The sequence below is a fragment of the Streptomyces sp. NPDC043746 genome (assembly GCF_056436485.1).
Genome location: NZ_JBWKCM010000005.1, coordinates 71,495 through 93,584, shown reverse-complemented (window position 1 = coordinate 93,584; position 22,090 = coordinate 71,495). Strand labels below are relative to the sequence as shown.

The following is a 22,090-nucleotide window of genomic DNA, read 5'->3' as shown; positions in this document are numbered from 1 at the left end:
CCCGCTTTCCGTCCCTGTTGTCGCCGCGGCTCCCGGGGGACCAGGGGCCCCGGCGGTGTGCGAGGCCCTGGTTCCGTCGTTGCGCAGTCGCGCAGTCGCGCAGTCGCGCAGTCGCGCAGTCGCGCAGTCGCGCAGTGCTGCTCTCGTGCGTCCTGAGCCGCTAGCTCTGGTGTCCCTCGTAGTGCGCGACCGCGTCCGCGGTGCGGCCCGCCCCGTACACCCGGAGGAACTCTGCCAGCTCCGGGTGGGTCGGTGCGAGGGAGTCGGCGGCATCGATGATGTCCCCGGCCGCGGCGACCGACCTCAGCAGGGACTGGATCTCGCGCACCACCCGGCGGACGGTGGGGGCGCTTCCGGTCGAGGTGGTCTGACCGGTGCCGGTCAGGACGGACCCGCCCTGCGATTTCTTGATCTCTTCCATGCGGTCGGTGGCCTCCCCCGCGCTGACGCTGCCGTCCGCGACCTGCCCGGACAGCTCCTGGAGTGCCTGGACGCGCTGGACGACCGCAGGGTTCCCGATCTTGGCCCGCTGGCCGCTCATCAGCTGGGACAGCATCGGGGCGGAGAGCCCGAGAACCGCGGCGAGACGTGCCTGGTTGAGGCCCAGGTCGTCGATCAGCCGACGGAAGAGCGCCCCCAGCGGCTCCCCGTACCAACTGCGCTGGAGCTCTCTGGCTCTTGCCGTCGCCTCTTGCTGTGCTGCGTCCATCGCGTCTCCCCTTCGCTGCGGCTTCGCTGCTGCGAACCTCGTCGAGCATCTTACGGAGCGTGGTCGCCCACGGGGAGCCCCTATCCTTTTGCAAGATAGGGGGGAGCACCCGGTACTCTGTTCTGCGACGGTGGCAGTGGCCCGGATGCGTTCGCTCCTGTCGTCGTTCCGTTGTTCCCGGGGCCTTAGCTCAGTTGGTAGAGCGCTGCCTTTGCAAGGCAGATGTCAGGAGTTCGAATCTCCTAGGCTCCACATCGGTAGAGCTCCCCTGACCTGCGGAAACGCAGGTCAGGGGAGCTCTCTGCGTTGATGACGTCAGCACCGTGTCAGTACCGGTCCGATGTCCGGCGCCCTGCATGGCGTACATCAGGAGACGGGACAAGCGCGATGGAACGGCCGGCTTCACGGTGACGTGGCGGGCCGGCGGAGCCCGTGGCGGCAAGCAGGAGTCCGAGGTTTTCGAGGACGAGGCAGCCGCCGTCCGGACACGTCGGGGCCGGGCCGCGACTCCCTCGTGGCCCGGCCCCGACCGCCTATCGGCGCCGGTAGCGGGCAGCTGCCCAGACACCAGCCGCGACCGCCGCGGCAGCGATCAGCCATCCGGACTGCTCGCCCATGGCGGCGTACTCCGGCCCCGCTGTCGCCGAGGCGAGCGCGGACAGAACGAAGAAGACGGCGACGGTGACGGCGCTGCCGATCGCGATCTCCGTCCACCAGCTCCGATGGCTACGGTCCATGGTGGCCATGGTCTCTCACCCCCGCGATCACTTGGTGATGTAGTGGCACTGGACGGCCTTGCGCGTACCGTTGATCCACAGCTGTGCGCAGGCCTTGCCCGCCTTCACCGTCTTGGCCCCCTTGCTGACCATGGGGACGGTACCGGTCTTGCAGCTGCTGACGAGCGGGCCCTTGTCGATGCGGTAGGTCTTGTTGTTGGTGTCGGCGTAGTGGAACTCGATGCGCGAGTTGCAGAACTTGGCGGCGAGAGCGGCCGGACCGGCGCAGTCGACTCCCGCCCGCTGCGAATCGATCTTGAGCCCCTTGCCGGTGATGCCGTGGGTCAGGAAGCAGCCAGAGGGCACCTTGATCGTGAGCCCGCCCGCGCTGTAGCTGAAGCCCCCGAGCGCCTTCGTGCCATACGCGGAACGCGGCATGACCGGCGGGAACTCGTCGTCAGGAAGCTGTTCCGGCTCGGTTTCCTCGGCAACCGGGGCCGGGATTTCCTCGGCGGTGGCTGTGGCAGCGCCCGCCGGGGCGGCGAAGGCCAGGACGGCGACACCGGCCGCAGTGGCGGCCGCAGCACGCGTGAGTATCTTGGAAACGCGCAAGGCTGTTCCCCCCTTGTGGAATGTAGCTGGTCGGTCGCGAGCGCCACCCGTCAGATGGGAGACCTCTCCCGTGCACTGGTAGGTGCGCGTCGGCGGGTAGCACTCAGACGGCGGACGAGGTGGAAAGTCCCCGTCACGCCTGTGGTCGATGGATGAAGCTATGCGACCGCAGGTCTAGACCTGGCAGGGGGGTGCTTGTTCGTCGCGCAGGTCAGTCGTGTAGGTTTGGCCGATTTTTCCGTAAGGTCGGCCGCGTTGCCTGTGAGGTCAGAGGAGCGTCTCGGCGTCCCGAGTCCGATGTCCCTCAGCCACGTATGCCGGGCCCGTGCTGATGTGTCCGCAGGGGAGCCTGATCGTTCTGGAGGGTGTTTTTCATCTCCGCGCCCCCGGGGTGGGGGCGGGGGCCATCCGTGAGGCCGAGACGCCGGTCGGCCGATTCGCCGGTGGGAACGGGGTCTCAGTCGGACGGTGCCGGGGCCGGTACGTCGTCCATGCCCACGCACTTCGTGTACGGCTTCACGGGCTCGACCAGGGCGGACAGGCCGACCAGGACGTCGTCCACGGCGGTGATCTGCTCGGTGACCACCACCTCCACGGCCGGGTCGCGGCCGTAGGTGACGACCACCTTGCCGCCGTCCTCGGAGCGGTCCTCGCGGAAGACCCAGTCCACGCCGTCGACGGTCGCGCACGGGTCGATGGTCGGTTCGGGCAGCTCGACGCCGCAGCGGAGCACGATCGCGTTCTCGCCCCAGACCGCGACCCCGGGGCGGCCGGTGAACGTCAGCTCCTGACCGCCGAGGCGGTCAGGATAGCTGTCGGCGAACCGCTTGCAGGCCGCGTCACCGGCGTGCGGGGCGGACGTGACGCCTTCGCCGGGGGAGTCCGCGCCGCACGAGGCCAGGGCACCGGCGGTCAGGGTGAGGGCCGCCACCGCGACGGCGGCCTTCCGCGCGCGGGGGACTCGCACCACAGCAGGGACCTTTCGTGGGGAGGGCAGCCCGTACGTTCGACTCCTCCGGTCCTCCGGAAGCTACACCAGCATCCCGCCCTGCCCGGATACGGGGTCCGGCCCCCTGGGGGCGTCCCCGGTACGACGAGGACGCCGGTCCGCCGCGGGACCGTGAAGGTCTGACCCGAGGGCCTGCGGCGGACCGGCGTCCACTTGTCGCTGTTACGACTGGTGCGGCTGTGCGGTGACAGGTACGGGGGCGGCGGCCGCCGTCAGGCGCGGTCGTCCCGGCCCGGGACGTCCTCGTCGGCCTCGGCCTCGGCCTGCTTGGCCTCGACCTCCGGGTCGAGCACAGCCCGGCCGCTGCCGTCGACCGTGCCGAGCGGTGCACGCTCGTCGCCCACCTCGGTGGCGACCGGCGGCTCGACCAGCCAGTCCGGGTTGGCCTGCTTGTCCCACCAGCGCCAGGCGGCGTAGGCGCCACCGGCGAGGATGCCCAGTACCAGGAGCCCCTTGGCGGCCCGCCCGGCCCTGGCCCGCCGCTCGTGCTTGCGGGCCAGCTTCTGGATCTCCTTGGCCGTGACGTTGCTCCGGAGCGCGGCCAGCGCGGCGGCGCTGCGGGCCGAGGCCTGCTCGGCCACCGGCTGGGCCACCGCCCGGGCCTGCTCGACGCGCGGCGCGGTGTACTCGACGGCGGTCCTGGCGGCCTTCCGCGTCGAGTGGGCGGCGCGATGCGCGGCCTCGTCGACCTTCGGCGGCACATGGGTCAGGGCCTGTTCGAGGCGCGGGGCGAGATGGGACTCGTACTGGACACGGGCCTGCTTGGCCGCCTTGTTCACCTTGGGCGCGAGCCGTACACGGGCCTCGTGCGCGTAGTGGGCAGCCTGCTCCCTGGCCGAGTCCGCGTACGGCGCCACCACTTCCGCGGCGTGCTGCGCGCTGTCCCTGGCCGAGTCGGTTGCGGCGCGCACGCTGTCGATGCGGGTCACGGGATCCTCCTCCTTGGTGGCGGGTAGGTACTCCGCCTTTCCGCCCAATTCGAAATCATGCCTGCCACGGCCATGTCCGGCACGCAGGACGGGCATCCGGGTCATGGCCGCTGGATCCATCAGAACTGTTCAAGCCAGTTCAAGACGTTTCAAGTCGGTAGAAAGGTGCAAGTGAAGCGTTCCGACGACCATGCCACGGTTCGGTGCGGAACGCGCCGCTCCATCAGGCATCCGGCCGTACATTCCCCGGTACGTGGGAGGATCGGCGGACGTCAGCGAAGGACGAGGGAAGGCAGACCGTGGCCGAGCAGCTTTACGCCACCTTGAAGACCAACCAGGGCGACATCGAGATCCGGCTCCTGCCGAACCACGCCCCCAAGACGGTGAAGAACTTCGTCGAACTGGCCACCGGACAGCGCGAGTGGACCGACCCGGCGACGGGGCAGAAGTCCACGGACCGGCTGTACGACGGGACCGTCTTCCACCGGGTCATCAGCGGGTTCATGATCCAGGGCGGCGACCCGCTGGGCAACGGCACCGGCGGTCCGGGCTACAAGTTCGCCGACGAGTTCCACCCGGACCTGGCCTTCACCAGGCCGTATCTGCTGGCCATGGCCAACGCGGGCCCGGGCACCAACGGCTCGCAGTTCTTCCTGACCGTCTCGCCCACCGCCTGGCTGACCAACAAGCACACCATCTTCGGCGAGGTCGCCGACGACGCGAGCCGCAAGGTCGTCGACGCCATCGCCGCCACCGAGACCAACCCGCGTACCGACCGTCCGCTGAGAGACGTGGTCATCGAGTCCGTGGTCGTCGAGACCCGCTGACCGCCCGCCCCGACGGGAACCAACCGCCCCGTCCGTCCGTACTGATACATAGCGGACCAGCGGGGCGGCCGTGTGTGCGGCGCCCGGGGCGAGACCGAGAGGCAGGCCAGGACCGATGCACCAGCAGCCGCCGGCGGACCGGGGCGTACCGGAAGGCGGTCAGGCCGTCCCGAGCTGCTACCGGCACCCGGGCCGGGAGACCGGGATCAGCTGCACGCGCTGCGAGCGGCCGATCTGCCCCGAGTGCATGGTCAGCGCCTCCGTCGGTTTCCAGTGCCCCGACTGCGTACGCCAGGGCTCCGGCACCGGCCACCACCCGGCGGCCAGTCGGCCGCGCACGCTGGCGGGCGGGACCGTGGCCGCCGACCCGCGGCTGATCACCAAGATCCTGCTCGGCATCAATCTCGTGGTCTTCGTCGTGGTCGCGGCCGCCCCGGAGTCCCTGCTCGACGATCTGGTGCTGCTCGGCCGGGCCTGGGACCCCACGCCGCCGCCGGGCTCGATCGAGGGCGTCGCCGAGGGCCAGTGGTATCGGCTGGTGACCTCGATGTTCCTGCACCAGGAGGTGTGGCACATCGGGTTCAACATGCTGGGGCTCTGGTGGCTCGGCGGGCCGCTGGAGGCCGCGCTCGGCCGTGTCCGCTTCCTCGCGCTCTATCTGCTCTCCGGGTTCGCGGGCAGCGCGCTGATGTATCTGATCGCCGCGCCGAACCAGCCGTCCCTGGGCGCGTCCGGCGCGGTCTTCGGGCTGTTCGGCGCCACCGCCGTCCTGATGCGGCGGATGAACTACGACATGCGCCCGGTGCTGATCCTGTTGGCGATCAACCTGGTCTTCACCTTCACCATGGGCGGCATCGCGTGGCAGGCCCATGTCGGAGGCCTCGTCGCGGGCGCCCTGATCGCGATCGGCCTGGTGCACGCCCCGCGGGAGCGGCGTACGGCGGTGCAGGCCGGGACCTGTGCGGTGGTGTTCCTGGCCTCGGTGGCGATCGTCGTCGCCCGCACGATGTCGCTGACCTGAACTGCCGGAAGGGTGGTGCGCCCCGGTTCGCCCCCAGGGCAGACCACAGTTGTCCACAGTGGGTGCAGGATCTTGTGTATGGCAAGGGGAACATCTGTGCCCACCGTCGCTGAGCAGGGGTTTCCCGTGGTGGCACGCAGCGCAGCCCCCCTCTGGCGAGGGAGGCTGCAGTCACACCGGCGTCAACGTGAGTGGAAGTTATCCACAGATCGTCTGACCTTTTCCCCCAGCTGTGGATAACGCTGTGGGTAACTCTGGGCAGGGCTTGCGTGGAGGGGGGCCGTCACTTCCACTGGGTCGACACGGCGAAGCCGCCGGCGATGAAGCCGAAGCCGACCACGATGTTCCAGTTGCCCAGGGCGTCGATCGGCAGACTGCCTTCGGTCACGTAGAACACCACGATCCAGGCCAGCCCGAGAAGGAACAGGGCGAGCATCACCGGAGCCACCCAACTGCGGTTGGTCAGCTTGATCGCCGTTGCTTGCTTCGCCGGGGGCGGCGTGAAGTCGGCCTTCTTGCGGATACGTGACTTCGGCACGAGGGACTCTCCTGTCGATGCGCTGCGTGACCGCGCAGGGATCTGTGGCGGGCGCCGGGGCGGGGCGCCAGGGGGAATGCTGCCGCCCCCGGGCGTCCGTTAGCGTAGTCCTTCCATGGCGCCCGATGAGATAAGGGTACGTTGAGCAATTCTGCCGACTCCCCCGAAGGTCCGGCCCGGTCCACCTCCGTGTGGGCGGCCCGGGGGCTCACCGCTGCCGTCTTCGCCCTGGCCGGGCTCATCTTCGTCACCAGCGCCAACACGGCCAAGGGCACCAATCTCCGCAGCGACTCCTCTCTCCTCAAGCTCTCCGACCTGATCCGGGAGCGCAGCGAGAAGAACGCCGAGCTGAGCGAATCGGTCGCCTCCGCGCGTGCGGACGTCGATGCCCTCGCCCAGCGCGACGACGGCTCCACCGAGGCCGAGGACGCCAAGCTGAAGGCCCTGGAGAAGGCGGCCGGCACCACGAAGATCACCGGCGACGCCGTCAGCGTGACCCTGAACGACGCCCCGCCGGGCGCCACCGCCAACCCCGGCTACCCCGACCCCCAGCCCAACGACCTGGTCATCCACCAGCAGGACCTCCAGGCCGTGGTGAACGCCCTGTGGCAGGGCGGGGCGCGCGGCGTCCAGGTCATGGACCAGCGGCTGATCTCCACCAGCGCGGTGCGCTGCGTCGGCAACACCCTGATCCTGCAGGGCCGCGTCTACTCCCCGCCCTACAAGGTCACCGCCGTGGGTGACCCCGGCAAGCTGAGGAAGGCGCTCGACAACTCCACCGCCATCCAGAACTACCAGCTGTACGTGAAGGCGTACGGGCTGGGCTGGAAGGTCGAGGAGGACGACGCGGTGACTCTTCCCGGTTACTCGGGCACAGTGGACCTCCACTACGCGAAGCCCGTGGAGTGAGCCCGGGCCCTCTGGACGCGACCCGGCCGGTGGGCGAGGCAGAGCCGCCGGAGCCTACCGGCTGACCAGGGCCCGACCGAGGTTTTCCACAGGCTGACCCACTCTCCGGCCGCGGCCATCTAATCTGGTGCGAGTACCGAATGGAGGGGTCAGCATGTACGGCTGGATCTGGCGGCATCTGCCGGGCAACGCGGTGGTGCGGAGCATCATCGCGCTCGTGCTGGTTCTGGCGGTGGTCTACGCGCTGTTCCAGTACGTCTTCCCCTGGGCGGAGCCACTGCTCCCGTTCGGTGATGTGACCGTCGACGGTGCCAGTGCCGAGGGAGCGGGAGCCGGCCGGTGAGCGCACGCATCCTCGTCGTGGACAACTACGACAGCTTCGTCTTCAACCTCGTCCAGTACCTCTACCAGCTCGGTGCGGAGTGCGAGGTGCTGCGCAACGACGAGGTGACCACTGCCCACGCCCAGGACGGCTTCGACGGCGTCCTGCTCTCCCCCGGCCCCGGCACGCCCGAGCAGGCCGGGGTCTGCGTGGAGATGGTGCGGCACTGCGCGGACACCGGCGTTCCGGTCTTCGGCGTCTGCCTGGGGATGCAGTCCATGGCCGTCGCGTACGGCGGTGTCGTCGACCGGGCCCCCGAGCTGCTGCACGGCAAGACCTCCCCGGTGACCCACGAGGGCAAGGGCGTCTTCGCCTCGCTGCCCTCGCCCTTCACCGCCACCCGCTACCACTCGCTCGCCGCCGAACCGGCCGCGCTCCCGCCCGAGCTGGAGGTCACGGCCCGCACGGCCGACGGCATCATCATGGGGCTGCGCCACCGGGACCGGGCCGTGGAGGGCGTGCAGTTCCACCCCGAGTCCGTGCTCACCGAGTACGGCCACCTGATGCTCGCCAACTGGCTGGAGCAGTGCGGCGACCAGGGGGCCGTGGCGCGGTCGGCGGGTCTCGCGCCGGTGGTGGGCAAGGCCGCGGCGTGACCGCACCCCGCCCCGAGGACGACGCCGGACTCCAGGACCCGTACGCGCCAGGGGCGTACGGGGCCGACGGGGCGTTCGCGTCCACGGTCGAAGGGGTCACGGACCCGCTCGGCGATCCGCTGCCGGGGCAGCACAGCTCCTCGTCGTGGATGCCGGGCGGCCCCGCCACGGGGGAGGACGGTTCGCCCGCTGCCCGCCCGCAGGTATACGGCTCTGAAGGGGCGCAGGAGACCCCGGCCGAATGGTACGACCCCGAGGGGTACCAGCGGGACTGGTACGGCTCCCAGCAGGCCCCTGTGCCCGCTCCTGAGCCCGTTCCGGCCGACGAGACCATGGGACTGCGGACCGCCGACACCCGCCGAATAGTGACAGACCCGGGCGAAAAGCCCGATCCGCCTCAGCCCTACCCCTCGGCCGGTCAGCCCCGGCCGTACGAGTCCACCGCTCCGCACGAGGCCGCCCCGGAGCCGTACGAGGCAGCCACCGAGCCGTACCCGCCGACCGGGCGGCCCGGATACGCCGAGCAGCCCGAGCCGTACGGCCCCGCCGAGCCGTACGAGCCCGCCGCCCGCCCCGAGACCGCCGAGCCGGCCACCGGGGGGCGGGCCGAGCGGCGGCGTGCGGCCAAGGCGCGTGGGCGCCGCCCCGGCCCGGGTGCCCCGGCAGCCGCCACCCCCGCCGCCCCCATGACCCGGATGGAGGCGCGGCGCGCGGCGAAGGCGGCCAAGGACAGTCCGGCCGTCGTCGCCAGCCGGGCCGTCGGCGAGATCTTCATCTCGCTCGGTGTCCTGATGCTGCTCTTCGTCACCTACCAGCTCTGGTGGACCAACGTCCGGGCCGAGCAGATCGCAGGCAAGGAGGCGGACAGGATCCAGGAGGAGTGGGCCAACGGCGCGGGCAAGCCCGGGGTGTTCGCGGCCGGCCAGGGCTTCGCCATCATGCACATCCCCAAGCTGGACGTCGTCGTCCCGATCGCCGAGGGCATCAACAAGGAGAAGGTCCTCGACCGGGGCATGCTCGGCCACTACGGCGAGGGCAAGCTGAAGACGGCGATGCCCGAGGACGAGCAGGGCAACTTCGCCGTCGCCGGCCACCGCAACACCCACGGGGAACCGTTCCGCTACGTCAACAGGCTCGTGCCCGGTGATCCGATCGTGGTCGAGACCCGGGACGCGTACTACACGTACGAGATGACCAGCATCCTGCCGCAGACCTCGCCGTCCAACATCTCGGTGATCGAGCCGATCCCGGCCGGTTCCGGGTTCACCGAGCCGGGCCGGTACATCACGCTGACGACCTGCACCCCGGAGTTCACGAGTACCTACCGGCTGATCGTCTGGGGCAAGATGGTCGACGAACGGCCGCGCGACGAGGGAAAGCCCAAGGCGCTCGTGGGCTGAACATCATCAGGACAGGGGCGGTGCGGTGGCAGCGAGGACCGAGCACGACGAGCGGACCGGCGCATCCGCGCCGACGCCCACGGCACCCCGCCGCGCCCGTCACCCGATCGCCACGGCCGTCAGCGTCTTCGGTGAGCTGCTGATCACCGCGGGCCTGGTGCTCGCGCTCTTCGTCGCGTACTCCCTGTGGTGGACCAACGTGCTCGCCGACCGCGAGGCCGGTCGGCAGGGCGACACCGTCCGGGAGAGCTGGGCGGACGCCGGGCCCGGTGCGCTGGACACCCAGGACGGCATCGGCTTCCTGCACGTCCCCGCCATGGAGAACGGCGAGGTGCTGGTCAAGAAGGGCACCGACCCCAAGACCCTCAACAACGGCATCGCGGGCTACTACACGGACCCGGTCCCCTCCGCCCTCCCCTGGGACGACGAGGGCAACTTCACGCTCGCCGCCCACCGGGACGGGCACGGCGCCAAGTTCCACAACATCCACAAGCTGAGGAACGGTGACCCGGTCGTCTTCGAGACCAAGGACACCTGGTACGTCTACAAGGTCTACAAGACGCTCCCCGAGACCTCGAAGTTCAACGTCGACGTGATCCAGCCGGTCCCGGAGGAGTCGGGTGTGAAGAAGCCCGGCCGCTACATCACGCTGACGACCTGCACCCCGGTCTACACCTCGAAGTACCGCTACATCGTCTGGGGCGAGCTGGAGCGTACGGAGAAGGTCGACAAGGACCGTACGAAGCCGGTGGAGCTGCTCTAGCAGCCGCCGCGCACAGGGCACATACGAGGAAGGGCCCCGGTCACCGTCACGGTGACCGGGGCCCTTCCTCGTGAGGACTGCGGACTACCTGCCCGACGGGCCCCCGAAGAGGCCGCCGCCGTCCCGGTTCCCGCCGCCGTCCCGGTTCCCGCCGCCGCCCGGGGTGGCGAAGATGTTGACCGCGGAGTTCCTGTCCACGGTCTCGCCGGCTCCCGGCTGTACGACGGCCACGATGGCGTCGTCGTCCTGCGAGCCCTGGACGTTGCCGACCTGGAGGCCCGCTTCCTGGAGCTTCGCCTTGGCCTCGCCCAGCGTCATCCCCTGGATCTGCGGGACCTGGGTCTTCTCCGGCTCCGGCGGCTCGGCCGGGCCCTTGGAGACCTTGAGGACGATCTGCGCGTCCTTGGCGTGCTTGCCGGGCTGCGGGGTCTGCTCGATGACCGTGTCCTTCGGCTCCTCGGAGTCGACGTCGGCCCGCGAGATGTTGGTGAAGCCGATGCCCCGCAGCTGCTGTTCCGCGGCCGCGAAGGTGCGGGTGCGCATGTCGGGCAGGTTCAGGGTCTCCTTCTTGGCGACCGTGATGGTCACCTCGGAGCCGTCCTCCGCCTCGCTGCCGCCCTTGGGCTTCTGCTCGATGACCGTGCCCTCGGGCTTCTCCGACTCGACGGCGGTGACGTTGACCGTAAAGCCCTTGTCCTCCAGGGCCTTGCGGGCGCCGTCCTCGGACTTCTCCAGGACGTCGGGCACCTCGACCTTCGGGGCACCGGAGGAGACCATGACCGTGACGGTCCCGTTCTTCTCCATCGTGCCGTCCTTCGGGTCCTGCGAGCAGATCTTGCCCTTCTCCTGCTGCTCGCACGGCTCCTCGCCGCCGACCTTGAGGACGATCTCCGATCTCTCGGCCAGCTGTTCCGCCTCCTTGACGGTGGAGCCGACCAGGTTGGGCACGGAGATCTGGTTGTCGGTGCTGGAGTCGCTGAAGACGGCCTTGCCGATCAGGATCGCGCCGATGAGCACCAGGATGCCCGCGACGACCAGCAGGATCGTCGAGAGGTTGCTCTTCTTCTGCGGCTGCTGGCGCCGTCGGCCCGCGCGGTCGTCGTAGCCGTAGCCGCCGTCGTCGGGGTTGACCGGCGGCAGCATCGACGTCTGCGCGTTGTTCGGGTCGGTGGCGCGCAGGGCGGTGGTGGGCTGGTCGGCGCTGTAGCCGTCGTACCCCCCGTACCCGGCGGCGCCCAGCCCGGCCGCGGCCGCGACCGGCCGGCCGTCGAGGCAGGCCTCGATGTCGGCCCGCATCTCGTCGGCGGACTGGTAGCGGTAGTCCGGGTCCTTGGTGAGCGCCTTCAGCACGATCGCGTCCATCTCGGGCGTGATCTCGGGGTCGAAGGTGCTCGGCGGCTGCGGCTCCTCGCGCACGTGCTGGTAGGCCACGGCGACGGGGGAGTCCCCGACGAACGGAGGCCGGACCGCGAGGAGTTCGTAGAGCAGGCAGCCGGTGGAGTACAGGTCGGAGCGGGCGTCGACCTGCTCGCCCTTGGCCTGCTCCGGGGAGAGGTACTGGGCGGTGCCGATCACCGCGGCGGTCTGCGTCATCGTCATGCCGGAGTCGCCCATGGCGCGGGCGATGCCGAAGTCCATCACCTTGACCTGGCCGGTGCGCGTCAGCATGACGTTGGCCGGCTTGATGTCGCGGTGGACGATCTGGGCGCGGTGCGAGTACTCCAGGGCCTGGAGGATGCCGACCGTCATCTCCAGCGTGCGCTCGGGCAGCAGCCGGCGTCCGGAGTGCAGCAGCTCCCGCAGGGTGGACCCGTCGACGTACTCCATCACGATGTACGGGATGGAGACCCCGTCGACGTAGTCCTCGCCGGTGTCGTAGACGGCGACGATCGCGGGGTGGTTGAGCGAGGCGGCCGACTGGGCCTCACGGCGGAACCGGGCCTGGAAGGACGGGTCGCGGGCCAGATCGGCCCGGAGCGTCTTCACCGCTACGGTGCGGCCGAGCCGGGTGTCGTGGGCGAGGTAGACCTCGGCCATGCCACCACGGCCGAGCACCGAGCCCAGCTCGTACCGGCCGCCGAGGCGACGCGGCTCTTCCATAACTGTTCCAGCCCTCTCCGTCAGTCCTGACCGCACCCGTGTGTGTGGTCCGGCGGTGCGCTGTTCGCGCATACGCTACCGGGCACGGGGGGAGTGATCGGCCCGCACCCGGCAGCCGATATCCGACCGGTATCCGATGTCCGGTATGGGCCGACGGCCGTAGTGACGGGGCTCACTACTTGCTGTCGATGACCGCCTTCATCACGTTCTTCGCGATCGGGGCGGCCAGCCCACCACCGGAGATGTCGCCCCGGTTGGCGTTGCCGTCCTCGACCACGACGGCGACGGCGACCGGGGAGCCGCTGTCGGTCTTCGCGTACGAGATGAACCAGGCGTACGGCTTCTCGCTGTTGTTCAGACCGTGCTGGGCGGTACCGGTCTTGCCGCCTACGGTGACGCCGGGGATCTGTGCCCTGGTTCCCGTGCCGTCGTTGACGACGGTCTCCATCATCTGCTGGAGCTTCTGGGCGTTCTCCCCCGACATCGCCCGGCTCAGCTCCTCGGGCTCGTGGGTGTAGATGTCGTCCAGGTCGGGAGCCTGCCGCTTGGCCACCATGTACGGCTGCATCAGCTTGCCGTCGTTGGCGATGGCGGCGGCCACCATGGCCATCTGGAGGGGGGTGGTCCGGTTGGACGCCTGGCCGATGCCGGCCATCGCGTTCTGCGGCCGGTTGTCCTCGGGGTAGATGCTCGCGTCGGCGCGGACGGGCGTGAAGACTTCCTTGTTGAAGCCGAACTTGTCCGTCTGCTCGATCATCTTCTTGTTGCCGAGATCGTCGCTGATCTTCCCGAAGACGGTGTTGCACGAGACCCTCAGGGCTTCGCGCAGCGAGGCGTCCTCACAGGGGAGGTCGCCCTGGTTCTTCAGCTGCACGGTGGACTGCGGCAGCGTCCAGGGCAGGGGGGAGTCCGTCTTGGAGTCGATGTCGTCGTAGAGCCCGTTCTCCAGGGCCGCGGCGGCCGTGACGACCTTGAAGGTGGAGCCGGGGGGGTAGGTCTCGCGCAGCGCCCGGTTGAGCATCGGCTTGTCCTCGTCCTTGAGGAGCTTCTGCCGGGCGTCCGAGTCCTTCATGGAGTTCCCGGCGAAGACCGAGGGGTCGTACGACGGGGTGCTCGCCAGGGCGAGGACGGCCCCGGTCTGCGGGTCGAGCGCGACGACGGCGCCCTTCTTGTCGCCGAGCCCGTTGAAGGCGGCCTTCTGCGCGGCGCCGTTGAGGGTGGTGACGACGTTCCCGCCGGACTTCTTCCTGCCGGTGAACATCGACAGCGTCCGGTCGAAGAACAGCTGGTCGCTGTTGCCCGTGAGGATGCCGTCCTCCAGGTTCTCCAGCTGCGAGGAGTCGAAGGCCTGCGAGGAGTAGCCGGTCACGGGGGCCCAGAGCGGGCCGTCCTTCCAGACCCGCTTGTACTTGAAGTCGCCGTCCTCGGTCTCGACGGAGCCGGTGATCGCCTTGCCGTCCACGATGATGTCGCCGCGCTCGTGGGCGTAGCGCTCGATCTGGACGCGGCGGTTGTACTTGTGGCTGTTCAGCTCGTCCGCCCGGACGTACTGGAGCCAGTTGTCCCGGAGCAGGAGCGAGAGGACGAGGATCCCGCAGAAGATCGCGATCCGGCGGAGCGGCTTGTTCACGGTCGGACCACCTGGGTCATCTCGGCGTCCGTGGTGGGAGCGGGTGCCGGGGCGGGACGGCGGGCGGTGTCACTGATCCGGATCAGGATGGCGATCAGCGCCCAGTTGGCGAGTACGGAGGAGCCACCGGCCGCCAGGAACGGCATGGTCATACCAGTGAGCGGGATGAGGCCCATCACACCGCCGGCGACGACGAACACCTGGAGGGCGAACGACCCGGAGAGGCCGATCGCGAGGAGCTTGCCGAACGGGTCGCGGGCCGCGAGCGCCGTGCGTACGCCGCGCTCGACGACCAGGCCGTAGATGAGGAGAACGGCCATCATCCCGGCGAGCCCCAGCTCCTCGCCGACGGTCGCGAGGATGAAGTCGGAGTTGGCGGCGAAGCCGATCAGGTCGGAGTGGCCCTGGCCGAGGCCGGTCCCGAGGGTCCCCCCGGAGCCGAAGGCCATCAGGGACTTGGCCATCTGCTCGCTCGCGGGCTCCACGCCCCAGCCCGCGAACGGGTCGAGCCACGCGGTGACGCGCTGCTGGACGTGCGGCTCGAACGAGGCCACGCCCACGGCACCGATCGCGGACATCAGCAGGCCGAAGACGATCCAGCTGGTCCGCTCGGTCGCCACGTAGAGCATGACGACGAACATGCCGAAGAAGAGCAGGGAGGAGCCGAGGTCGGTCTCGAAGACCAGGATCAGGATCGAGAACGCCCAGACCATCAGGATGGGGCCCAGATCGCGGCCGCGGGGGAGGTACAGGCCCATGAACCGGCGGCTCGCCAGTGCCAGCGCGTCCCGCTTGACCATCAGGTAGCCCGCGAAGAACACCGTGATGATGATCTTGGCGAACTCACCGGGCTGGATCGTGCCGAAGCCCGGGATCTTGATCCAGATCTTGGCGCCGTTCACGGCGGGGAAGAACATCGGCAGGATCAGCAGGACCAGCGCCACGACCATCGAGATGTACGTGTAGCGCTGGAGGATGCGGTGATCCTTCAGGACGACCAGGACGGCGACGAGCAGGGCCACGCCGATCGCGGAGAACACCAGCTGCTTCGTGGCGGCGGGCGCGAACGTCTTGAGGGCCTGGAACCGCTCCGACTGGTCCAGACGCCAGATCAGCGCCAGCCCCAGCCCGTTCAGCAGCACGGCCAGCGGCAGGAGCAGCGGGTCGGCGTACTTGGCGAACCTGCGTACCACGAGGTGGGCGACGCCGCCGAGCAGGGCGAGCCCCGCCCCGTAACCGAGCATGCCCGAGGGCAGTTCGCCGTTGAGGGCGAGGCCCACGTTGGCATAGGCGAACACCGAGATGGCGACGGCGAAGATGACCAGCGCCAGCTCGGTGTTGCGGCGGCTCGGTGCGTCGATCGCGCCGATGGTGGTCGTGTTGGTGACAACGCTCATGGTGCTGAAGGCCCCCTACGGCTTACTGCTTACCGCACTGCGGGACCAGCTTCTTCTCTTCCTCCGAGAGGCTGGGGCCGGGAGTGGGAGTCGCGGTGGTCGGCTTGGTCCCCGTGGCGGGGGGCGTGGCGGAGGTCTCCGCCTCGGCTTCGGCCGCGCGGCGCTGCGCGTCCTTCTTGCAGGCCGAGGCCTGGGCGGCCAGCTCGTCGACCTTCTTGCGGGCTTCGGCGAGACTGCTTTCGGCGATCGTCGCCTCGACCTGCTTGCGCTGGTACGGCGGCAGGTACTTCAGTTCGATCTCGGGGTGGTCCTTCTCGATCTCGGAGAGCGAGATCCAGGCGAGGTCCTGGCTGATGCCGCGGAACAGCGCCACGTTGTCGTTCTGCACGCCGACGTAGAACTGGGTCTGCGTCCAGCGGTGGCCGCCGTAGAGACCGCCGCCGATGACCGCCAGGGCCAGCACCGTGAAAACGGACCGCTTGAGCCATTTGCGGCCGCCGCGCGGCTTGGCGAGGTCGTCGTCGGTGTAGGAGTCGTACGAGCCGTCGGGCAGGGAGCCGTAGTCGGCCTCACCGCTGCCGGGCGGGCCGAAGCCGCCGGCGGGGGGCGGGACGGGGCGGCCGAGACCGGCTGCGCGCCCGGCGGGGGTCTGCATGGCCCCGCCGTCGTTCAGGACCGTCTGGTTCTCCGCGACCGCGCCCACGACGACCGGGGTGTCGTTGAGCCGACCCGCCAGGGTGTCGTTGTTGTCGACGTCCAGGACGTCGGCGACGATGCAGGTGATGTTGTCGGGGCCGCCGCCGCGCAGCGCGAGCTGGATCAGCTCCTGGATGGTCTCCTGCGGGCCCTGGTAGCTGGCCAGGGTCTCTTCCATCGTCTGGTGCGAGACCACGCCGGAGAGGCCGTCGGAGCAGATCAGATAGCGGTCGCCGGAGCGGACCTCGCGGATGGAGAGGTCCGGCTCGACGTGGTCGCCGCTGCCCAGCGCCCGCATCAGCAGGGAGCGCTGGGGGTGGGTGGTGGCCTCTTCCTCGGTGATCCGGCCTTCGTCGACCAGGCGCTGCACCCAGGTGTGGTCCTGGGTGATCTGCGTCAGGACGCCGTCGCGCAGCAGATAGGCGCGGGAGTCGCCGACGTGCACCAGGCCGAGCCGCTGCCCGGTCCAGAGCAGGGCGGTGAGCGTGGTGCCCATCCCCTCCAGCTGGGGGTCCTCCTCGACCATGACGCGCAGCTGGTCGTTGGCCCGCTGCACCGCCGTGGCCAGGGAGGTGAGGATGTCCGAGCCGGGGACGTCGTCGTCGAGCTGGACGAGCGTGGAGATCACCTCGGAGCTGGCGACCTCACCGGCCGCCTGGCCGCCCATGCCGTCGGCGATGGCGAGGAGACGCGGACCGGCGTAGCCGGAGTCCTCGTTCCCCTCTCTGATCATGCCCTTGTGCGATCCGGCGGCGAAGCGCAGGGACAGACTCATGCGCACCTGCCCGGTCGACGCCCCGTCGGGGTACAGCCTGTCTCGAGCCACACTGTCCACCCTCCGGTCGGGAACCGGGCCGCGTCCGTCGTCCGGGCCGCCGCGGCTCGCTCGCTCCGCTCGCTCATTGTCGTACTACTTCCGCAGCTCGATGACGGTCTTGCCGATACGGATCGGCGCGCCCAGCGGAACGGGCGTCGGGGTGGTGAGCCGGGTCCGCTCCAGATAGGTGCCGTTGGTGGACCCGAGATCCTCCACGATCCACTGGCCGTCCCGGTCGGGGTAGATCCTGGCATGCCTGCTGGACGCGTAGTCGTCGTCCAGCACGATCGTGGAGTCGTGTGCCCGTCCCAGGGTGATGGTCTGCCCCTGGAGGGCGACCGTGGTGCCCGTGAGGGTGCCTTCGGAGACGACCAGCTTGGTGGGTGCCCCGCGGCGCTGGCGCCCGGACTGCTGGCGCTGCTGGGGCGGTGCCGCCTGCTGCTGCTGGCGGCCCTGCTGCGGGCGTGTGTCACCCGCGGTGCGGCGTGAGCCGCGCTGTGTGACGCGCGTTCCGAACAGATCGCTGCGGATGACCTGGACGGCCACGATGACGAACAGCCACAGTACGGCCAGGAAACCTAGCCGCATGACCGTCAGGGTCAGCTCTGACATTGCCCCCGCTTCACCCTTCGGCTTGCCGGTAAACGATGGTGGTGCTGCCCACGACGATCCGCGAGCCGTCGCGGAGCGTAGCGCGGGTGGTGTGCTGCCCGTCCACCACGATGCCGTTGGTGGACCCGAGATCCTGGATCGTCGAGGGCGTTCCGGTCCGGATCTCACAGTGCCGGCGCGATACGCCGGGGTCGTCGATCCGCACGTCGGCGTCGGTGGATCGTCCCATCACCAACGTCGGGCGGGAAATCTGATGGCGGGTGCCGTTAATCTCGATCCAGCGCCGCACCGGGGCGTCCGGCCCGGAGCCGGGGCCGGTCGGCGGGCGCCGGTCGCTCATCGGGGCCGCGGGCCGTCCACCGCCGGGCGGCGGGGCCGCGGGCATCGGCGGGACGGCGGCCGGGGGGTAGCCGTAGCCGCCGGGGGACTGGGGGGCGGCGGGCCGCTGGTACGGATCGGGCTGGTCCAGCTGTGACGAACTCGACGCCAGGGTGCGGCTGCGCACCCGGTAGAGACCGGTGTCGAGGTCGTCGGCCTTCTCCAGGTGGACCTTGATCGGTCCCATGAAGGTGTAGCGCTGCTGCTTGGCGTAGTCGCGCACCAGGCCGGACAGCTCGTCGCCCAGCTGGCCCGAGTACGGGCTGAGCCGCTCGTAGTCGGGGGTGCTCAGCTCGACGATGAAGTCGTTGGGGACGACGGTCCGCTCGCGGTTCCAGATCGTCGCGTTGTTGTCGCACTCCCGCTGGAGGGCACCCGCGATCTCCACCGGCTGCACCTCGGACTTGAAGACCTTGGCGAAGGTGCCGTTGACCAGCCCTTCGAGACGCTGCTCGAAACGCTTCATGACCCCCATGGGGCACCTCCTCCGGTGTCATCGTCCCTGTACTGCTTACTGATCGTATCCACGCGTCGGGAAATCGGCTGGTTCCCCTTCTCTGCCCTGTGGATGAGTGTCACCCCTCACACGGATCGTAGAGGGGGCCTCCTCACAGTGTCCCGCACACGCGTTGCTCTCTGAAGGAGTGGGGGCGATGGCTCAGCGTTCCCGATTCCCGTCCCTGGGTCGGCGAAACAACGGATGTGAATCCACCCTGTCCAGCGTGCTAATCTTCCGGATGTCGCCAGGCGCTCGCACCACACAGGTGAGAGAGGGTCTGGGAACACCACTCTTGCGCGAGTGGCGGAACGGCAGACGCGCTGGCTTCAGGTGCCAGTGTCCTTAGGGACGTGGGGGTTCAAATCCCCCCTCGCGCACAGCGACAGTCGCTTGCGACCGTCGAGTTGAATCGGGAGAACCCCCGCTCCGGAGAAATCCGGAGCGGGGGTTCTTCTGTTGTTCCGTGAGCTGTGTCGGTCCCGGGGCGGCGGGGTAAACAGGCAGGGCGGTCGGTATGGTCCGGCGGTGGACCAGGCGGTCGGCGGGGTGTCTCCGGGGCTGTTGCCGGAGCGGTTTCCGGACAGACCGCTGGTCTGGGAGGCGTCATACATGCATACGCTGGCCGCAGAGGCTGGATCGACGGCTGCTCGGCAGTGAAGGGCTGAGCGCACAGAACGTCCCGGAGGCAGGAAATGGCGAAGCAGGCTCGCGCGGTGCAGACGTGGCGGTCGATCGTGGATGCCGCGGCGAGTGTCTTCGACGACTACGGCTACGAGCGTGCCGCCATCTCGGAGATCCTCCGCCGGGCCAAGGTGACCAAGGGGGCGCTGTACTTCCACTTCGCCTCCAAGGAGGCCATCGCCCAGGCGATCATGGACGAGCAGACCTCCACGGTCGATTTCGCCCAGGAGGGATCGCCTCTCCAGTCGCTGGTCGACGGCGGCCAGCAGTTCGCCTTCGCCCTGCGCCACAACGCGATGGCGCGGGCCGGTACCCGCCTCTCCATCGAAGGCGTCTTCCTCGGCGGCCCCCACCCGTGGGGTGACTGGATCGACGCGACGGCCCGGATGCTGGAGCTGGGCAAGGAGCGGGGCGAGGTGCTGCCCCATGTCGACCCCATGGTGTCCGCCAAGGTCATCGTGGCCTCGTTCACAGGTATCCAGCTGATATCGGAAGCCGACTCGGGGCGGGCGGATCTGCGCGAGCAGGTGGCCGAGATGTGGCGCCACCTTCTCCCCTCGATCGCCCACCCCGGGGTCATCGCCCACATCAAGCCGGAGGGCCGGGTGGACCTCGCGGCCCAGGCACGGGAGAAGGCGGAGCAGGCCGAGCGGGAGGCCCGGGAGGTCGCCGCGGCGGCGGAGGCGGCCCGCGGGGCAGCGGCGGCCGGCCGGAACAGCGGAGGCGCCCACCGCGGCGGCGGGGCTGCTCGCAGTACGCGGGACCAGTCCGAGGGTGAAGGCGCCGACGAACCTGCCGGGGCCGGGATGACCGAACCTGCCGGCGCCGGGATGGCGGCCGGTGGGCTGGTCTGACGTCGTGGACGTTTCACGTGAAACGTCCGGCGGCGTGCGCGCTCGCGAACAGTTCCGCCAGGGATTGCGGGACAGCCCCTAGGGCTCGCAGAAGAATAAGTTGCGTGTTGTCTGTCTTGACATCGCAGCTCAGGCCGGGTGCTCGACAGCATGTTGATTCTCTGCGAGCCCCTAGTCGTGAGCGGCTTCTCCAGGTAATTCTGGACAAAATCATCCGGGGCGGACGGGTGTGGGGGAACGGCGGTACGGTCGTGCTCGGCCGCTGGTGAGCAGCACCGTCGGCCAGGGCGGACGGCCGGGTCGGCCGGAGAAGCTGACGAGGGTGGGGGAGGCGGCGCTCCATGGGCGTCATCGAGAGCACGGGCGTCGACAGAGGCGCGGAGGTTGCCGGGGGCGCGGACGCGAGCGCGTGTACGAGCGGGGGTACCGGCTCGGGCGTGAGTGTGGGTACGTCTGCGGGCGCGACTGAGGATCTGGACGGGGTGGCCGGCCCGGAGCGGTCCGTCGCCGGGGGCGGTGCCCGTATTCCGGTGGTGCCGGGGTTCGCTCGGCGCGAGGAGCCCGGATCACCCAGGGCGGCGGGCAAGGCGCTCCGCGGCCTGGTTCCGCGCTCCGCGCACAGCACGCTGGTCCTGCCGTCGGGCCGTCCCGACGCGGTGCGGGCCGTCGAGGAGTCCAACCGGGGCCGGGTGCCGGGGCTGGCGCCGATCCGGGTGGGACGGATGGCCGCCTCGCCCTTCGCCTTCCTGCGCGGCTCGGCCGGGCTGATGGCCCACGACCTGACGGGGACCCCGGTCACCGGGGTGGGCGCCCAGCTCTGCGGTGACGCCCACGCGGCCAACTTCGGCCTCTACGGCGATGCCCGGGGCAGCCTGGTCATCGACCTCAACGACTTCGACGAGACCGTCTTCGGCCCCTGGGAGTGGGACCTCAAGCGGCTCGCCACCTCGCTCGTGCTGGCGGGCCGGATCGCCGGGGCGGACGAGGAGACCTGCCGCAAGGGCGCGTACGACACCGTCGGCGCCTACCGGCGCACCATGCGGCTGCTGGCGCGGCTGCCCGCGCTCGACGCCTGGAACGCCATCGCGGACGAGGAGCTGGTCTCGCACACGGACGCCCGCGACCTGGTCGGCACCCTGGAGCGGGTCTCCGAAAAGGCGCGCAGGAACACCAGCGCCCGGTTCGCCGCCCGCTCCACGGAGGACTGCCTCGACGGCGGTCGGCGCTTCGTCGACGCGCTGCCCGTGCTGCGCCGGGTGCCGGATGCGGAGGCCGCGGCGGTGGCGGCCGGGCTCGGCGGCTATCTCTCCACGGTCTCCGAGGACCGGCTGCCGCTGCTGGCGCGGTACGCGATCCACGATGTGGCGTTCCGGGTGGTCGGCACCGGCAGCGTCGGGACCCGCTCGTACGTCGTCCTGCTGCTCGACCACCGCGGTGAGCCGCTGGTCCTCCAGGTGAAGGAGGCGCGTCCCTCGGCGCTCGCGCCGTATCTGCCGGCGGTCGGCTTCGAGGCGCCGCAGGAGGCACACGAGGGCCGTCGGGTGGTGCTCGGCCAGAAGCGGATGCAGGTCGTCAGCGACATCCTGCTCGGCTGGACGGACGTGGACGGCAGGCCCTACCAGGTACGCCAGTTCCGTAACCGCAAGGGCAGTGTGGACCCGGCCGCGCTCACCGTCGAGCAGGTCGACGACTACGGGCGGATGACCGGGGCCCTGCTGGCCCGCGCCCACTCCCACAGCGCCGACCCCCGGCTGCTGGCAGGGTACTGCGGCAAGAACGACGAACTCGACTCGGCTGTCGCCGACTTCGCGGTGGCGTACGCGGACCGTACGGAGGCGGACCACGCGGAGCTGGAGCGGGCGGTCAAGTCGGGCCGGGTGGCCGCCGAGCGGGGTATATGAGCCGCGTGGCGGTGTACGAGGGTGGGTGAAGGGCCCGGGAGGCCGGGCCCCTCGCCCGACGGGGTCCGTACGGGGCCCGTGCGGTACGGAGCAGGCGGCGGGGGCCATACGCTG

The 22,090-nt window shown here is 70.0% G+C and carries 21 protein-coding genes and 2 tRNA genes; 11 read left to right on the top strand and 12 right to left on the bottom strand.

All coding sequences use genetic code 11. From position 1 onward, the window contains the following. Positions 1-160: 160 nt before the first annotated feature. Positions 161-709, bottom strand: a complete 549-nt coding sequence (locus AC0682_RS07760; RefSeq protein WP_254812139.1) for a helix-turn-helix domain-containing protein — start codon at positions 707-709, stop codon at positions 161-163. Positions 710-888: 179 nt separating this feature from the next. On the opposite strand from AC0682_RS07760, the gene AC0682_RS07755 reads away from it, so the two are divergent. After that, positions 889-961: transfer RNA gene (locus AC0682_RS07755), tRNA-Ala, on the top strand. A 281-nt stretch (positions 962-1,242) separates the two neighbouring features. Here AC0682_RS07755 and AC0682_RS07750 read toward each other — a convergent pair. The 4 genes from AC0682_RS07750 to AC0682_RS07735 form a co-directional block, all read right to left on the bottom strand. Next, positions 1,243-1,446 (bottom strand): hypothetical protein, encoded by a 204-nt coding sequence (locus AC0682_RS07750; protein WP_478531567.1) that lies wholly within the window; start codon positions 1,444-1,446, stop codon positions 1,243-1,245. A gap of 27 nt (positions 1,447-1,473) precedes the next feature. Beyond that, entirely contained in the window at positions 1,474-2,037 is a 564-nt protein-coding gene (locus AC0682_RS07745) for a hypothetical protein (protein ID WP_254812141.1), read from the bottom strand. Positions 2,038-2,494: 457 nt separating this feature from the next. After that, entirely contained in the window at positions 2,495-3,007 is a 513-nt protein-coding gene (locus AC0682_RS07740) for a DUF3515 family protein (RefSeq protein WP_478531565.1), read from the bottom strand. A 251-nt stretch (positions 3,008-3,258) separates the two neighbouring features. Then, positions 3,259-3,975 (bottom strand): DUF5324 family protein, encoded by a 717-nt coding sequence (locus tag AC0682_RS07735; protein WP_254812143.1) that lies wholly within the window; start codon positions 3,973-3,975, stop codon positions 3,259-3,261. A gap of 299 nt (positions 3,976-4,274) precedes the next feature. On the opposite strand from AC0682_RS07735, the gene AC0682_RS07730 reads away from it, so the two are divergent. Both AC0682_RS07730 and AC0682_RS07725 read left to right on the top strand, forming a co-directional pair. Continuing rightward, positions 4,275-4,802: a peptidylprolyl isomerase gene (locus AC0682_RS07730; RefSeq protein WP_254812144.1), complete on the top strand. Its 528-nt coding sequence runs from the start codon at positions 4,275-4,277 to the stop codon at positions 4,800-4,802. 115 nt (positions 4,803-4,917) lie between these two features. Beyond that, on the top strand, positions 4,918-5,823 hold the full coding sequence (locus tag AC0682_RS07725) for a rhomboid family intramembrane serine protease (RefSeq protein ID WP_478531563.1): 906 nt from the start codon (positions 4,918-4,920) through the stop codon (positions 5,821-5,823). A gap of 283 nt (positions 5,824-6,106) precedes the next feature. Here AC0682_RS07725 and crgA read toward each other — a convergent pair whose 3' ends face one another. Then, entirely contained in the window at positions 6,107-6,361 is a 255-nt protein-coding gene (gene crgA / locus AC0682_RS07720) for a cell division protein CrgA (protein WP_018489814.1), read from the bottom strand. A gap of 141 nt (positions 6,362-6,502) precedes the next feature. Here crgA and AC0682_RS07715 point away from each other — a divergent pair, with 141 nt between their 5' ends. From AC0682_RS07715 to AC0682_RS07695, 5 genes are all read left to right on the top strand, one after another. Continuing rightward, complete coding sequence (locus tag AC0682_RS07715; protein ID WP_478531562.1) at positions 6,503-7,270, top strand: DUF881 domain-containing protein; 768 nt, start codon at positions 6,503-6,505, stop codon at positions 7,268-7,270. 154 nt (positions 7,271-7,424) lie between these two features. Next, positions 7,425-7,613, top strand: coding sequence for a hypothetical protein (locus AC0682_RS07710; RefSeq protein ID WP_478531561.1), 189 nt, complete (start codon positions 7,425-7,427; stop codon positions 7,611-7,613). Further along, entirely contained in the window at positions 7,610-8,248 is a 639-nt protein-coding gene (locus tag AC0682_RS07705) for an aminodeoxychorismate/anthranilate synthase component II (protein WP_478531559.1), read from the top strand. The genes AC0682_RS07710 and AC0682_RS07705 overlap by 4 nt, the downstream gene beginning before the upstream one ends. Next, positions 8,245-9,648, top strand: coding sequence for a class E sortase (locus AC0682_RS07700; RefSeq protein ID WP_478531558.1), 1,404 nt, complete (start codon positions 8,245-8,247; stop codon positions 9,646-9,648). The genes AC0682_RS07705 and AC0682_RS07700 overlap by 4 nt, the downstream gene beginning before the upstream one ends. A 25-nt stretch (positions 9,649-9,673) precedes the next feature. Beyond that, complete coding sequence (locus AC0682_RS07695; protein ID WP_254812148.1) at positions 9,674-10,411, top strand: class E sortase; 738 nt, start codon at positions 9,674-9,676, stop codon at positions 10,409-10,411. 84 nt (positions 10,412-10,495) lie between these two features. Here AC0682_RS07695 and pknB read toward each other — a convergent pair whose 3' ends face one another. The 6 genes from pknB to AC0682_RS07665 form a co-directional block, all read right to left on the bottom strand. Continuing rightward, complete coding sequence (pknB, locus tag AC0682_RS07690; protein WP_478531556.1) at positions 10,496-12,511, bottom strand: Stk1 family PASTA domain-containing Ser/Thr kinase; 2,016 nt, start codon at positions 12,509-12,511, stop codon at positions 10,496-10,498. Positions 12,512-12,686: 175 nt separating this feature from the next. Then, positions 12,687-14,141 carry a peptidoglycan D,D-transpeptidase FtsI family protein gene (locus tag AC0682_RS07685; protein WP_254812150.1) on the bottom strand — a complete coding sequence of 485 codons (1,455 nt, stop codon included), beginning with the start codon at positions 14,139-14,141 and terminating at the stop codon, positions 12,687-12,689. Next, positions 14,138-15,538: an FtsW/RodA/SpoVE family cell cycle protein gene (locus AC0682_RS07680; protein WP_254812151.1), complete on the bottom strand. Its 1,401-nt coding sequence runs from the start codon at positions 15,536-15,538 to the stop codon at positions 14,138-14,140. The genes AC0682_RS07685 and AC0682_RS07680 overlap by 4 nt, the downstream gene beginning before the upstream one ends. Before the next feature lie 22 nt (positions 15,539-15,560). Further along, positions 15,561-17,009, bottom strand: coding sequence for a Stp1/IreP family PP2C-type Ser/Thr phosphatase (locus AC0682_RS07675; RefSeq protein WP_254812152.1), 1,449 nt, complete (start codon positions 17,007-17,009; stop codon positions 15,561-15,563). Positions 17,010-17,144: 135 nt separating this feature from the next. After that, positions 17,145-17,663 (bottom strand): FHA domain-containing protein FhaB/FipA, encoded by a 519-nt coding sequence (locus AC0682_RS07670; RefSeq protein WP_254812153.1) that lies wholly within the window; start codon positions 17,661-17,663, stop codon positions 17,145-17,147. Positions 17,664-17,673: 10 nt separating this feature from the next. Next, positions 17,674-18,516 carry an FhaA domain-containing protein gene (locus tag AC0682_RS07665; protein ID WP_254812154.1) on the bottom strand — a complete coding sequence of 281 codons (843 nt, stop codon included), beginning with the start codon at positions 18,514-18,516 and terminating at the stop codon, positions 17,674-17,676. A 318-nt stretch (positions 18,517-18,834) separates the two neighbouring features. Between AC0682_RS07665 and AC0682_RS07660 the strand changes: the two genes are divergently transcribed. From AC0682_RS07660 to AC0682_RS07650, 3 genes are all read left to right on the top strand, one after another. Beyond that, a tRNA-Leu gene (locus AC0682_RS07660) sits at positions 18,835-18,917 on the top strand. Positions 18,918-19,232: 315 nt separating this feature from the next. Next, complete coding sequence (locus AC0682_RS07655) at positions 19,233-20,075, top strand: ScbR family autoregulator-binding transcription factor (RefSeq protein WP_478531553.1); 843 nt, start codon at positions 19,233-19,235, stop codon at positions 20,073-20,075. Positions 20,076-20,605: 530 nt separating this feature from the next. Continuing rightward, entirely contained in the window at positions 20,606-21,976 is a 1,371-nt protein-coding gene (locus AC0682_RS07650; protein WP_478531746.1) for a DUF2252 domain-containing protein, read from the top strand. Positions 21,977-22,090: the final 114 nt, after the last annotated feature.